The sequence below is a fragment of the Micromonospora sp. NPDC047074 genome (genome assembly GCF_040643815.1).
GTDB lineage: Bacteria > Actinomycetota > Actinomycetes > Mycobacteriales > Micromonosporaceae > Micromonospora.
Genome location: NZ_JBEYVB010000003.1, coordinates 219,156 through 231,883 on the forward strand (window position 1 = coordinate 219,156; position 12,728 = coordinate 231,883).

Annotated in this window: 14 protein-coding genes; 5 read left to right on the forward strand and 9 right to left on the reverse strand. The window is 68.3% G+C overall.

What is annotated here, in order from left to right:
- Nucleotides 1-33: 33 nt before the first annotated feature.
- The 8 genes from ABZ809_RS07765 to ABZ809_RS07800 all read right to left on the reverse strand — a co-directional run bounded on the left by ABZ809_RS07765 (nucleotide 34) and on the right by ABZ809_RS07800 (nucleotide 7,896).
- A complete protein-coding gene (locus ABZ809_RS07765) occupies nucleotides 34-759 on the reverse strand; it encodes a hypothetical protein (RefSeq protein ID WP_357561665.1) in 726 nt (241 codons plus the stop codon).
- Entirely contained in the window at nucleotides 756-2,000 is a 1,245-nt protein-coding gene (locus ABZ809_RS07770; RefSeq protein WP_357561666.1) for an HAD-IA family hydrolase, read from the reverse strand. The genes ABZ809_RS07765 and ABZ809_RS07770 overlap by 4 nt, the downstream gene beginning before the upstream one ends.
- A complete protein-coding gene (locus ABZ809_RS07775; protein ID WP_357561667.1) occupies nucleotides 2,000-2,782 on the reverse strand; it encodes a hypothetical protein in 783 nt (260 codons plus the stop codon). Before ABZ809_RS07775 ends, ABZ809_RS07770 begins: the two co-directional genes overlap by 1 nt.
- A gap of 6 nt (nucleotides 2,783-2,788) precedes the next feature.
- Nucleotides 2,789-3,520 (reverse strand): hypothetical protein, encoded by a 732-nt coding sequence (locus ABZ809_RS07780; RefSeq protein WP_357561668.1) that lies wholly within the window; start codon nucleotides 3,518-3,520, stop codon nucleotides 2,789-2,791.
- Nucleotides 3,521-3,616: 96 nt separating this feature from the next.
- Complete coding sequence (locus tag ABZ809_RS07785) at nucleotides 3,617-4,963, reverse strand: aminotransferase class III-fold pyridoxal phosphate-dependent enzyme (protein WP_357561669.1); 1,347 nt, start codon at nucleotides 4,961-4,963, stop codon at nucleotides 3,617-3,619.
- Nucleotides 4,960-5,931 (reverse strand): nucleoside-diphosphate kinase, encoded by a 972-nt coding sequence (locus tag ABZ809_RS07790; protein WP_357561670.1) that lies wholly within the window; start codon nucleotides 5,929-5,931, stop codon nucleotides 4,960-4,962. Before ABZ809_RS07790 ends, ABZ809_RS07785 begins: the two co-directional genes overlap by 4 nt.
- Nucleotides 5,924-6,742 (reverse strand): formyltransferase family protein, encoded by an 819-nt coding sequence (locus tag ABZ809_RS07795; RefSeq protein WP_357561671.1) that lies wholly within the window; start codon nucleotides 6,740-6,742, stop codon nucleotides 5,924-5,926. Before ABZ809_RS07795 ends, ABZ809_RS07790 begins: the two co-directional genes overlap by 8 nt.
- Entirely contained in the window at nucleotides 6,739-7,896 is a 1,158-nt protein-coding gene (locus ABZ809_RS07800; protein WP_357561672.1) for a hypothetical protein, read from the reverse strand. Before ABZ809_RS07800 ends, ABZ809_RS07795 begins: the two co-directional genes overlap by 4 nt.
- A gap of 786 nt (nucleotides 7,897-8,682) precedes the next feature.
- Here ABZ809_RS07800 and ABZ809_RS07805 point away from each other — a divergent pair.
- The 5 genes from ABZ809_RS07805 (at nucleotide 8,683) to ABZ809_RS07825 (ending at nucleotide 11,598) form a co-directional block, all read left to right on the forward strand.
- Nucleotides 8,683-9,039: a hypothetical protein gene (locus tag ABZ809_RS07805; protein WP_357561673.1), complete on the forward strand. Its 357-nt coding sequence runs from the start codon at nucleotides 8,683-8,685 to the stop codon at nucleotides 9,037-9,039.
- Nucleotides 9,040-9,157: 118 nt separating this feature from the next.
- A complete protein-coding gene (locus ABZ809_RS07810) occupies nucleotides 9,158-9,835 on the forward strand; it encodes a hypothetical protein (RefSeq protein WP_357561674.1) in 678 nt (225 codons plus the stop codon).
- Nucleotides 9,835-10,536, forward strand: a complete 702-nt coding sequence (locus ABZ809_RS07815) for a hypothetical protein (protein WP_357561675.1) — start codon at nucleotides 9,835-9,837, stop codon at nucleotides 10,534-10,536. The genes ABZ809_RS07810 and ABZ809_RS07815 overlap by 1 nt, the downstream gene beginning before the upstream one ends.
- Nucleotides 10,537-10,550: 14 nt before the next feature.
- Nucleotides 10,551-11,249: an alpha/beta hydrolase gene (locus ABZ809_RS07820; protein ID WP_357561676.1), complete on the forward strand. Its 699-nt coding sequence runs from the start codon at nucleotides 10,551-10,553 to the stop codon at nucleotides 11,247-11,249.
- A 130-nt stretch (nucleotides 11,250-11,379) separates the two neighbouring features.
- On the forward strand, nucleotides 11,380-11,598 hold the full coding sequence (locus ABZ809_RS07825) for a (2Fe-2S)-binding protein (RefSeq protein ID WP_357561677.1): 219 nt from the start codon (nucleotides 11,380-11,382) through the stop codon (nucleotides 11,596-11,598).
- A gap of 287 nt (nucleotides 11,599-11,885) precedes the next feature.
- On the opposite strand, the gene ABZ809_RS07830 is transcribed toward ABZ809_RS07825, so the two are convergent.
- Nucleotides 11,886-12,395 carry a DinB family protein gene (locus ABZ809_RS07830; RefSeq protein ID WP_357561678.1) on the reverse strand — a complete coding sequence of 170 codons (510 nt, stop codon included), beginning with the start codon at nucleotides 12,393-12,395 and terminating at the stop codon, nucleotides 11,886-11,888.
- Nucleotides 12,396-12,728 lie beyond the last annotated feature (333 nt).

Consider the following 12,728-nt stretch of genomic DNA (forward strand, 5'->3'; position numbering starts at 1 on the left):
ATGCGCGTAAGGTCCTTGCCCTTCCACTCCGGATCACGGTTGCCTCACTACCGGCAGGGCGCCATCACGCCGCCTGTCAGCGGGCTGCGGCTCGTCGAGCAGGCCGAACTCGGCCAGGCGCGCCAGAAGGGAGTCGAAGCGGTCAGTGGTCATCCGTTTCGCCTCGATCTCCTCGGGTGTCTCGAGCGCGCGACCCCGACGCGTCCACACGCGGCCGGTCGTTCGGTCCGCCATCGTGAACGAATCCGTCCTTGATGGACCTCGCATGAGCAGTGCCACCGTATCGGCGCCAGTCACCACGCTGTCGATCGATCGATGATCGAGCGTGTAGGCGGCTTCAGCCTCCGCCTCCCAGATGGTCGTCGGGGTCGACACCTCGAGTCCCGAGGAGACGTCTGCCGGAGGTCGCGGTCGATGCAGCTCGTGTCCGATGCGCCCGTGGACGATCAGGTTGGTGAGTGGCCACCGGTGGTCGTGAGGACGGTCGAACGCCTGGTCCGGGTAGAGGTGGAGCCGGATGCGGAAGCCCCGATCGAGGGCGTCATACAGCACGATCTGGTCGATGTTGTCGAAGTGCTCCGCCATGGCGAACAGGTCGGGATCGCACCGCACGCGATCGAGCAGCGTCGACAGGACCCGCGGACGTGCCGCACGACGCAGGATGGCGAGGTTCACGTCGTGAGCCACCTCCAGGTCGTCCCATGGCAGCGCCGGGATCTCGTCCAGCCATGCCAGGTCGGTATCGGCGTGTTCGGTCACATCGACCTCGGTCGGGGCGGCAGCGGCGGGAGTGCGATGTGACGCTCGATCCGAGCCGGGTCCCACAACGCGGCAAGGGCGATCGAGCGGGGACAGTGGTAATAGGCCTCCTCCACCTTGATGACGAGGCCCTGGATCATCCTGAGCTTGGGGTCGATGCGCTCGCCGCGAAGGTCATCCACCAGCTCGAGGACCTGGTCCTGATCCACCACTCGGGCTACCCCGTTCACTCGCACGGTGTCGTTCACGCCGGGAATGAAGAAGACCAAGCCAACCTGGGGGTTGGTCTGGATGTTCCCGAGGCTCTGGAACAACCGGTTGCCCCACCGATCGGGGATGAGGAGGTGTTGATCGTCGAGCACCCGGACGAACCCGGGTTCACCACCGCGCGGCGACGCGTCCGCCGCGCCGGTGCCGTCGGCCGTGGCCATCACGAGGAACGGCGACAGGTTGATGAACTGCTCGATCCAGGGGTGGAGCGTGCCGCGTACCTTGGCCGCGACCCGGGGTTTCGGATCACCGAAGATCCGGCGGAACGGTTGAGGATCCGCGGCACGCGATGCCCACGTGGTGCTCCGGCTCTCCCCGGACGTGACGGCGCCGAGCACAGAGGTATCGAGATCCTTGAGAGACTCGAGTACCAGAGTGGCAATCGCGAAGCGCGGATTGAAGCGATCAGCGGCCTCGGGAACGGCGACGACCGCCATCTGGGCTGACACGCCAGCGAGGACGCCGTTGAGCGAGTCCTCGATCACCACGCATTCGCCGGGTGACGCACCGAGGGCGGCGGCGGCCCGGAGATAGGCGCCCGGGTGGGGCTTGCCGTGTTCGTCGTCTTCGGCCGAAAACACGGCGTCGAAGAATCGGTCGAGGCCAGCGCCCGCGAGCGCATGCCGAATCACCGACTCCGGCGACGATGACACGACGGCGATCGCTCTCGACGCACGCGCACAGGTCGCGACGGCGTGATCGGCGCCGGGCTTCACCGCCACTCCCTCCCTCAGCCTGCGGCACACCGCGGCGACGATCTGCTGCTCGACGTCGTCGGGGTCGGCTCGGATGGGGGCCCGATCGAACCAGTAGGCCACCATGTCCCTTTGCCGCATTCCGCGCGTCGCCGCCTGCATCTCCGCGGTGAGGTGCAGGCCGAGCGGACCGAACACTTCACGCTTTGCCGCGTCCCAGATCGGCTCGGAGTCGATCAGAAGCCCGTCCAGGTCGAATAGGACGACCGGTTGCATCAGCTGAGGCGGTCTTCGATGACGCCCATCGCGATGAGCTCCCGACACCAGTGGTCGAATACCTCGCGTCGCATCTGACGCTTCGATCGGCGCGTCGCGGATTCGCCCTGCTCGCCGACCCGCCAGAAGAACGTGCCGGCCGACGCCTCCAGCGGCTCGAACTCGCCGGGGACCGCACCGGCCAAGGCTTCGGCCTGCTCGTCGGCGGACAGTTCCGACGCGCGGTCCTCGCGGAACAGGACCGGTGCTCGTTCCTTCTCCGCTGGGCCGCGGAGGATCAGCGACACGGTCCCGGCTTCGACGAGCGGCGTCGAGTGGACGGCCTCGTGGTGAATCGTGAACACGTCGCCCGGACCGTCTTCATGGATCCACACCGGCACCACGTCGTCGAGCGAAGTGCCGGCGCCGAAGTCACCGCTGACCCGGTAGGTGCGGTGGAGGTAGCGGCCTCGGAGTACCAACGTGCTGAACGAGAAGCGGTGTTGATGAGCTAGCTCCTCCTGGTACTGCTTCGACAGGCGGAGCCTGAGGCGGAACTGCCGTTCGGGGTCGTCACAAAGGACGATCTTGTCTTCGACCGTGTCTTCCTCGCACTTGGACCAGAGCACAGGATCGGCGGGTGCGCCGTAGACCAGCGCGGTCATCAGCTCTCGATCCGCCGCTATCTCGCGTAGCATGGCCTCGCAGCGCGACGCCGTCCCATCAAGGTCGCTCCAGTCGAGTCGGTCGACTTCCGGAAAGAGGCTGGCGGATGTGGTCTGCATGCCCAGTTTCTCCTTCATTGGCGATCAAGCGAGGACGAGGCGGTTGAACCGCTCCCGCAGGGAATGGAGTGCCTCTTCGCCGAGGCCGACCTTTGCCCGACGCTCTGCTGGCTCCTGCTCGGCTCCGAACCTCCACCAGACCCGTCGGGTCTCGGCATCGAGGATAATCGACCGCGACTTCACGGCGGGTCCCCGGAGGAAGAGCGAGAACGTATCGGGCTTGGTGAAGGTGGTGTGGATCACAGAGTGATGGAGGCTGTAGCAGTTGCCGGGTCGTTCGTCGCGCACGAGCATCGGCTCGATCACCTCGAATGCTTTCTCGGCTGTTTCCGACTGGTGGAGATCCATCACGCTGAGCGCGTCCGCTTCGGACCGTGAAGCGTAAAGGTCGGTGTCGAGCCGATGCCACGTGTGCCGGTAGCCCCCGGTCAGGATCACGCTCGAGAACGAGAACCGGTGGTCGTGGGGCCGGTCGCGATGGACGTCGGTCGAGCAGTGAAGGCGCAGGCGGAAGCCCTGGTCCGGCGCGTCGTGAAGCACGAGATAGTCGAGCAGTTCATGATGCTCCGCCATCGCGCGCAACGCCGGGTCGTTGAGCGAGCGGTCAACCACGTCGGCGAGCACCGCTTTGTCGGCGGCGATCCGCTGGATGAGATCTCGCGTTCGTCGACCGGTTTCCTCGAAGTCATCCCAGTCGAACTGGGCGTGCTCGATCTCGGCTAGCAGGGAGGACATGGTTTTCAACTCCTCGTTCAATCGTCGTTCGAAGATCCTGGGCCTCGTCATTCACGCGTCCACCGAGAACTCGTCCGCCCCGTAACTGAGCCGTAGATGCCCGGCGCCGGCAGATGATCAGTCGCCTCGATCCCGCTCCCAATGGGTCAACGCCGCGTCCAGCACCTCGACCATGACGTCAAGATCGTCATCGGAGATCACGAGCGGCGGGTGAATATTGAGAACGTCCGGCGCCATGCCCGTCGCCGCGACGATGAGCGCGGCCTTCGGGTGCACCGTCAGGCACAGTTGGCGGACCTCGGGCGCGGTGACGCCGGCCAGTTCGACTCTGGCCGCGGCACCGAACGCGGCGACGCCGCGCACCGTGTCGGGATGGCGCTCGCGCACGGCGTTGAGCCGGTCGAGCATGCGAGCCTCGAGGCGAGTCATGTCGGCGGTCGGGTCGGCCCAGCCCTCCCAGCGGTCCAACACGGCCTGCACCACGGCGAGCGCGTGCGGGATGCCGATATATGTGGAGGAGTGGCTGCCCGGCCGGTACGTCTGCGGGGCCGCCAGCGGTTCACGAGCCCACACCGCGCTCAGCGCCGCCGCCCCGTTGGTCAGTGCCTTGCTCGTCACCACGATGTCCGGTTCGACACCGGCACGCTGGAAGCCCCAGCGCGGGCCGGTACGGTGCATGCCGGTGAAGATCTCGTCCGCGATCACCACGGCGCCGTTGGCCCGCGCGTGCTCGACCGCCGCGCGCAACAGCCGCGGGTCGGGCTCGACCATGCCGCCGACATTCTGGATGGACTCGAAGACGAGAGCACTCACGCGCCGGCCGTACCCGGCGCCGCCCACTCCCGTCACCTCCGAGCCCCACCGCGTCACCGCGTGGACACAACCGCTGGCACAACCCGCCGCCGCGCCGTCGTGGTGGCTGCACCGCCCGCAGTCGGGGCTGGGCAGGCGGACCACCTCAAGACCCCAGGCCGCCAACAGCTCGCGGTAGCGCGGGCTCGAACTGAGCATGCTGGTGACCCCGGACCGGCCGTGGAAGGCACCCTCGAACACCAGGACGGTGCCGGGACCCACGGCGCTGAAGGCGATCCGCAGCGCGGTCTCCATGCCCTGCGCCCCGCCGAGATCCAGCTCCACCCGACCGGAAGCGCCGAGCACGCCACCGAACAGCCGTTCCAGCCGTTCCAGTACGGACACGCGAAGCTCGGACTCGCAGAACGACGGCAGTGCCGGCAACTGTTCGCAGACACGCAACGCGTCGCGCAGGATCTGCGCGTCGTAGCCCCACGCCACAGTGCCGTTGGCCGCCTCCGCGTCCAGGTAACGGCGGCCGTCGGCGTCGGTCAGATAGCAGCCGTCGGCCCCGACGAACCGAGGTACCTGGGCCGCGCGGTAGATGAGGTTGCCCGCCCCGACATGCGCGGGAATGTCGCGACGTGTGGCCGGGATCGTGGAAAGGGTCATCGAGCGCTCAACCATTCGTCCGGCCGCGCCGTGGGGATGACGGCGGCAACGTTCGGCTCATTGCATTCGATCCAGCAGGTGAGCACGGTCAGCAGGTCCCACCGCGCGGCGCCCGGTGGCAGCGGGACGCGCACCAGGGCGGCCAGCCAATCGCCGATGTGCTCACGGCTGGCAGACCGACGGGCGTGCGCACCCCATTCGTCATCGCGGTGCCGCAGGCGCTCCAGGCTGGCCCGTAGGTCGAGATCATGGGCCGGAATCTGCGCCTCCAGGTCGGCCACCAAGGTGGCCACCCGTCCGGCGGCCCGCTCCAGTACGGCAGGGTCGGTCTGCGCACTCCTGGTCAGCGCCTCGGCGCACCAGTCCCATCCGGCATCGAAGGCGAACAACTGCAACTGCCGCACCAGGTCGGCCGGGTCGTCAGCGGTGTGGACGAAGTTGAACAACCCGTTGACCCGACCGAACCGCTGGCGCAGGTCGGCCGGGTGGGCGCCGGTCGGGTCGGCGGCGCCCTTCTGGGCGGTCAGGCGGACGCTCGCGGGCAGCCAGTCGGGTCGCTGGTGATCGGTGAGCAGCACCAGCAGGCTGTCCCCGGAGCCCAGCAGATGGTCGACCACCGCGATGCGCTGCTCCGAGGCGGCGTTGAACTGGTACCGCCACACCTCGCGGGTCAGCACTGGATGGAACCGGACGGTGGTCGCCGCCACCGGCAACCATCCGCGCTCCCGCAGCGTGTCGATGATGAGCTGGCATCGCCGGCCGGCCACCGCGTCGGGCTTGAGCACGACAAAGGTCAGGTCATGCGCCACCGACAGCGCGCCAACCGTCGAGAAGTGCAGCAGCCCCTCGCGCAGGTACGGATCCACCAGGTACAGCCGGTGCTTCCTGTCGTCCGCGGTGAGCGAACGCAGTACGTCGGACGGCACCGCGCTCGTGCCGGGCTGGCTCAGAGTATCGAGGTCAGACATGGTCGATCCGCCATCCGCCGAGGGCCGTCGCCTGGCCGTCGACGGCCACGACCGGGCTGCCGTCGGCGTGCCGGTCGGTCGTCAGGGCCAGCCGGCCGGCCGCGTAGGCCAGGACCGTCCACTCCAGGCATGGCCGGTCGCTCGCCTCCTTCTGCCGCAGCTCCTGCTCCCACGCGTCCTCCGGCGTCGCCGCGCGCCCCGCGGTGGACACCGGCGGGCCCTGGCAGAGCACGGCACCCCCGTCCTGGCTCTCGTCAACGAGAAAGCAGGAGGTACGCGTGGTCGCGTAGCCGAGTCCGATCGCCGTGCGCACCGGGTCGCGCCCGACGAGCACCCGGCGACCGGCGTCGTCGAGCGCGCTCAGGTCGCCGGGGTGCTGGTTGATGATGCGGCCGCGGTAGCGGTCGAGAAGGTCACCCTCGATCCACCGGTGGTAGGCGAGCACGATCAGGTCCAGGTCGCCGTGCTGGTCCTCCCATCGGCGCAGCCGCCGGCTCAGACCGTCGTGCCACAGCCGGGCGCGGCGACGGTACTCGGCACGCGAGGCCGCGTCCGTGGCCGCCGAGGCGAGGCCGCACTGCTCGTCGAAGTCGCCCGGCCAGGCCTCGATGCCGTGATCACGGGCGACCTGGAGCGCCTTGACCGTGGTGCCGTGCGACGCGACGAGACACACCTCGACCGTCTCCGGCTGGCGCCGGGCAAGGTCGATCAACGTGCTCAGATTGGCCCCCGTGGCCGACACGAGTACACCCACCCGAATGGGCCCACCCGCGCTGAGCCTCGGCAGGACGACGGGGACGGGCGCACTCACCGGCCGCTCGCGACGAGTTCGCCCCACGCGGCCGTGGCCGTTGCGGTCAACCGCTCGTCCTCTTCGATGCCGAGGGCGCGATGCGCCGTGCCGGCCGCCAGTGTCCACAGCTCAGAACCGACGATGTCACGGTCGACGGCGTTGCGCATCTGCCGCGCCAACGGCTGCGAGCCGGCGGCGACGACGCCGAGTTCCTGGTACCACAGGCCATTGTCGGCGTTGGGGAACAGCTCCTGGCCGCCGAGGCGGGCCGAGTCGCATCGGTCCGTCATGATCATCGAGTTCTCGATGCCCATGAGACGTACCGCGCGGGCCGCGATCGCGCCATCGACGTGCTCACCGTCGAAGTTGATGCACGCGGCCAGCCGCCCCGCAGCCGCCTCGTTCATGATCGCCGCTGGCACAGGCCCGGCGATCTCCGCCATGTCGGCGAGCGTCCAGCCGGGAAGGTCGTAGGCGGCGATGGTCGCCTCGCGCGTCTGCCGTGCCCTGCTGGTCCGAAAAGCGTGCCGAATGTTGAGTGGCATGTCGTTGAACAGGTGGTCGGTGATCACGCGCGCGCCGGACCCCTCCCACGACGTCGACCACGCCAACTCCACCATCTCGGTGACCAGCTCGGCGCTGCGCTGCGGGTCCGCGCGGGTGAAGTGGCCCAGCGCCGGACGGACGCCATGTTGCACGAGCGTGGGCACGATCCAGTCGAAGCCGGGATGGCGCGCGAGCACCTCGCCGTAGAAGTCGGAGGCGAGCGTGAACGCGTCGGGCGACATCACCATGTAGACCAGGCCCAGGTTGCCCAGCCGCGCCAGGCGCTCCCATTCATGTCTGGTCGGGGCCCATACGGTCGCGGCGGGGGTGCCACCATGGCTGGCGAGCAACGGACCCTCGAGAGCGATGCCCCCCACGTGCGGCAGCCGGCCCGCCCGGCGCAGTGTCGCGAACCGGTGCATGAACCGCTCGAAGTCGTCGAGCCGGTCGCGGTGCAGGTAGAGCGTGGGGATGCTCACCACCGACTCGGCGATGCACATCTGTTCCAACAGCTCCAGGTCGAGCTGGGCGAACTCGGAGAAGTCCACCCCGGCGAAGCCGTGGCAATGCACTTCCACCGGCAGCCCGGTCAATTTGCCGAGCTCCTCACCTGAAATTTTGTCCATTTGTCTCACATCGATTCGGCAAGCGTTGGCGACAGGCACCGCCGGCGGCGTGACGCATGCTGAACCCGCCATTGACTCCACCCGTGACAGCCCCTGGACGTTGTTCGCTCGCCATCCACGTCATTGTGGATAGCCGAGCGCCTACCGACGACACCGGAGCGCGAGGACGGCTGCACGGATCATCGATAAGTCGGCATCTATCTTGCGCTGCATCCTACTCACAGCGCAACGCCGTTTGTGACCCCGCGATGACCCGGCGATCACACTTTAGGTGGGTTCCGTGCCGGGTGGCGGGGTGGCACGCAGGGCCATTGCGTGTTCGGCGGCAGCGTCCTGAGAATGGGGTAATTGGGACGAATAACCTTTGTGAAGACAATCGTGGCGGGTGGGCCCACATAGGTGATCGTCGAGATCTTCACGCTTCCGGGCGCCTCTGATCAGCAGTGGTCCGGGGAGGCGGGAGTTTGCCGTGGTGATCGTCGTGACCTCGTGTGTGAGGCCTGCATCACATGCAAGACCCTGGACTGATTCGGCAGGATCTGCGTATGCGCACTGGCCAGGGTCGCGGTGATGCCCGCGAGCGACTGTTGTGATCAATCAACCGACGACACTGCTTGTATGTCGAGGCCCTTCAATCTTGCCGGTGCGGAATGGTTGACGATCGCAGGCCCGTCATGAACGATTGTCGGGGCGCCACTCGAGGGCTGCCGAAGTACGGGGGAGATACGCCAAATGGGCTTACCGACCAACGTGGACGCTTTCGATCTCGACTGTGATCTTCTATCCGTGGAGACAGAGTCCGGCCGGAGCCGGGCCGAATCCACGATATTTCGCGAGCACGGCCAAGAGCCCGGCGATGGCCAGAAGCAACTGCTCGTCGGCCGTACGCTGGAGGCCGGCGGCGACGCGACGACGGAGTGTTTCGGCCTTGCCGGCGCTGGACCCGCGCTGGCCGCGCACGTGGCCGATCTCGCGCGGCAGGGGCTCAAGACGGGCGCGCTGGCGCCTCCCGGGGCTCGGCGCAACAGGACGCGGGAGATTTCACTCTCCCGGCGAAGCCACTGTGACATGTCGATGGGCGGACGGGGTCTCGTCGTTCCCGTCGACGAGGCCACGGACGACATGGCCGAAGTGCTCGGGTAGCTCGCCGAGCCCGGCCTGGTCCAGGTGGTGGGATGACGTCTCCCTGGCTCACCCGGACCGCACCCGCCTCACCCCGCTACGCACCACGGAACGCTTGCTGGAAGGGACGTGTGAGCTGATGCTGGACGCCTTGAACCGCATGACGATCGACTGGTCCGACCTGCCGAAGGCGCGACAGCAGACCAAGGAGGTCCTGCTCGCGCTGGCCGAGGACAAGCAGGCTCTCGGTGAGCTGCTGGCACGTGCCCGCGAGGAGGAGGACCTGTTCGACAAGTGCGAGCACCACAAGCTGCTCGACAAGCTGGTCGTCTACGACGCTCTTGACCGCGGGTTCCGGATCCGGGTCCACGTCTCCACCGATGATCATCGGGACCGGCCGCACGACCACCGGTTCTCCTTCACCTCGCTGATCATGCGTGGGGGGTACCGCCACGTGCGCCACCAGTTGGTCGGGCGGGCCGAGGACATCCCGGACGACGTGCAGAACGACTGGGAGGCCCGCGACACCGACGTGCGGGTCGTGCCGCTGTTCGTGACGAACGAGGTCGAGGGAAACTGCTACACGCTGCACCACAACGAGATCCACACGACGTTCACCACGCCGAATACGGTGTCGCTGTTCCTGCGGGGTCCCGCCGAGAAGGAACGGTCCATCATCACCGAGCGGGAGACCGGCAAGGTCTGGTGGCGGTTCGGTGAGGACAAGGAGAAGGAGTCCCGCCGGGCAAGCAAGCGCATCTCCAAGGAGTACTTCGACGATCTCGCGCAGCGGCTGCGTGCGCTGGAGGTGCTGTGATGGCCAGCCTGACGAGCACGAGCACGAGCACGAGCACGAGCGTGGAGGCTGACGCCGTCGCGTTCATGGAGTCCCTGCCCGTGGTGCGCTGGGACGACATCGAAGCGGCCGCCGAGGTCGCCGAACGCATCGCCCGCCGCATCGGCGAGGACAAGGAAGTATTGCGTCTGCTCGTCGACCGAGTGCTGCGCACGCCGGAGCTGCGCGAGCAGTGCGCGTGTCATGCGCTCGACGACAAGATCGTCATCTGGGATGAGCCGGAGAAGGGCCTGCAGATCCAACTGCGGTTGGCCAACACCAGTCAGTACGAGCGTGTGCACAACCACCGGTACAGCTTCACCGCCCTGATCCTCGCGGGCGCCTACAACCACACCCTGTACGCCACGGACCAGCCATTGGACGAGACGGCCGACGTGACCCGGTTCTGGCCGCACTTCCTGCGCGAGGAGCAGGCTGGTCGGTGCATCACGCTTGACCATGAGCAGTTGCACACGACGACCACCGAGCCGGAGACCGTCTTGCTTGTCATCCAGAGCACTGCCCAGAAGCAGCGAGCCTTCGTGCTTCGCCAGGACGACGGGACGGTGTCGTACCGCCACGGCGCCGCGGAAGAGACTGCTGAACGCCGGGCCGAGATGCGTATGAGCGACGAGCGGCTCCAGCACTGGATCACCCGCCTGTACGCGCTTGGCGTCCTTTGAGTATCACGGAGGGCGTGCTCCGCTACGGCGGCTCGCCGTGGCAGCGCATCGACATCTACCGGGCTGCGGAGCGCGAGGATGGTCCGCGGGTCGTCGTCGTGCACGGCGGATTCTGGCGCCACGACCGAACGGCTCGCGACTTGGAGCCGCTGGCCGTGGCCATGGCTCGGCGGGGTTGTCAAGTGGCGGTCGTCGAGTACCGGCCGGCGTGGGACGGCGGTACGTGGCCGGGCGTGGCCGAGGACGCCACGGCTGCCCTGGACACGCTCGTGCACGACGACAAGGAGTGGGCGAACGGCCGCTTCGTCGCCCACTCGGCGGGAGCACACGTGCTGTTGTCCGGGCTTGCAGGCCGGGCCGGCGGGCACCGGGCCGTCCTGCTCGCGCCGGTCGTCGACGTGGCGCTCGCCGCAGCCCGTGGGCTGGGCGACGGCGCGGCGGTGGCGCTGACGGTCGCACACGTGCGAAAGGGGGGTGCGATTGGCGACGCCACTCCGCGACTGAGCCCGGCCGATGTGTCGATGTTGGACGTCGTCGTGGTCGTCGAGGACCAGGTGGTGCCTCTCGACGTGGTCACGACACAGGTGGCGGCGTGGACGGCAGCGGGCCTGCCCGTACAGGTGCGCGAGATGGCCGGCGCCGGGCACATGCATCTGGTCAATCCGCAGCGACCGGCTGGTGCGGAGATCGTCGCCAGCCTGGCTGCGGTCTAGCTCTCCAGGAGGGGAGAACCACGGTGGACTCGCCGCCTTCGCCACAGCTGACCGATACCGTGCGTGTCAATGGCCCGGATATCGAACGCCGCTGCCCGAACGTCGTGCTCGAAGCCTGGCAGGAGGCGGTATGAGCACTCATATCTGCGTCTGTAACCGCGTCACTGAAGACGAGATCGTCAGCTGGATTCAGCGAGGTGTCGTCACGATCGACGGCCTCGGCGAGTACTGCGACGCCGGCACCGCCTGCGGCGACTGTCAGGACATGCTCGAAGAGCTGATCGAGGACTTTCGGACCGACGAGGTGACCTCGCGACGCGCGCCGGAGGAACTGATCGGTTCCCGCTGACGGCGTGCTGGACAGCTCTGGCGAGAGGCTGTCCAGCAGGCTGACGGACATCCCCCGGCCGTGTCGTGCGTCGCGACCGCCAGCCTCTGCGGCGGATACGTCACGTCGCTTCGGGCGCACCGGACCGACTTCTGCTGACACGGATCCCAGGCTCGGGAGGAACCATGAACACCGACCCGTTCGCCGTGCCTGAGAACGGCGGCACAAGTCTGGGCTGGAGGTGCGTTCGCCGGTGGCGGCTGTGGCTCGGGTCGACGTTCGAGTGTGCGTCTGAGCATGCCGACGAACTAGCGGGCCGCCTCCGATCGCGCGGCGCGGCGGATGTCGAGCAGGTGGTGTTCGCCCTCGTGGATGGTGTGTCGGCCGAGCCACAGCAGCGTGCGGGCCTGCGGTCGCGGCCACGGGTAGACCCCGGTGCGGGCGAGTTCCGCGGGGCCGAGCACGCCGATCCGGGCGGCCAGGTCCTCGGCGGTCGCGCCCAGCGCCGCCAGCACGGTCGCGGGATCCTGCTCGTTGTACGCCTCCGCCACGGCGCGCTCGTCGCGTCCCATCGGGGCGAACTCAGGCTCCTCGACACGCAGCGCCAGCGCGAGGCGTTCGGCCTGCACGCCGAGCACGTCGCGGACGTGGCAGGCGTACTCCAGCGGCGACCACACCCCCTCGGCCGGTCGCCGGCGCACCTGCCGCACCTCGGCGAGGGCGGCTGAGTATCGCCCGCCGAGCGTGCGCAGGAGCGGCGGCAGTTCGTCGGCGGAGACCCCGGCGTAGTCGAAGCCGCACTCGTCGCACCGGTCCACAGGCCGAGGCTAGCGGCGTTGCCGTCCGCCGTCACACCCCCGGCCGCCGCGCGGCGGCCGGGGACGGACCCGTCCGGAAACGTGGCGGCCAGCGCCGCCGACAGCCGCCAGAGCCCGGGCTCACCCGGTCGCGCGGTCCGGTAGTGCGCCCAGGACGGCGGGGAGGGCGCGGTACGGCCCGTGCGGTACGGCCCACCGCATAGTTTCCTCGGCCCACCCGGCCCGACCGGTCCGACCGTTCGGTCTGACACTCAGTCACCATGCCGACACAGGCGTTGTGAGTATTTCCCGCGATCGATGTGCTGGCGCGGACCAGCGCCGTCGGTGACGGCC

Coding starts and splice junctions, on each gene's coding strand:
- ABZ809_RS07800 (WP_357561672.1), bottom strand. CDS start 7,896: ATGGACAAAATTTCAGGTGAGGAGCTCGGCAAATTGACCGGGCTGCCG.
- ABZ809_RS07815 (WP_357561675.1), top strand. CDS start 9,835: ATGGCCAGCCTGACGAGCACGAGCACGAGCACGAGCACGAGCGTGGAG.
- ABZ809_RS07810 (WP_357561674.1), top strand. CDS start 9,158: ATGCTGGACGCCTTGAACCGCATGACGATCGACTGGTCCGACCTGCCG.
- ABZ809_RS07770 (WP_357561666.1), bottom strand. CDS start 2,000: ATGCAACCGGTCGTCCTATTCGACCTGGACGGGCTTCTGATCGACTCC.
- ABZ809_RS07785 (WP_357561669.1), bottom strand. CDS start 4,963: ATGACCCTTTCCACGATCCCGGCCACACGTCGCGACATTCCCGCGCAT.
- ABZ809_RS07790 (WP_357561670.1), bottom strand. CDS start 5,931: ATGTCTGACCTCGATACTCTGAGCCAGCCCGGCACGAGCGCGGTGCCG.
- ABZ809_RS07775 (WP_357561667.1), bottom strand. CDS start 2,782: ATGAAGGAGAAACTGGGCATGCAGACCACATCCGCCAGCCTCTTTCCG.
- ABZ809_RS07825 (WP_357561677.1), top strand. CDS start 11,380: ATGAGCACTCATATCTGCGTCTGTAACCGCGTCACTGAAGACGAGATC.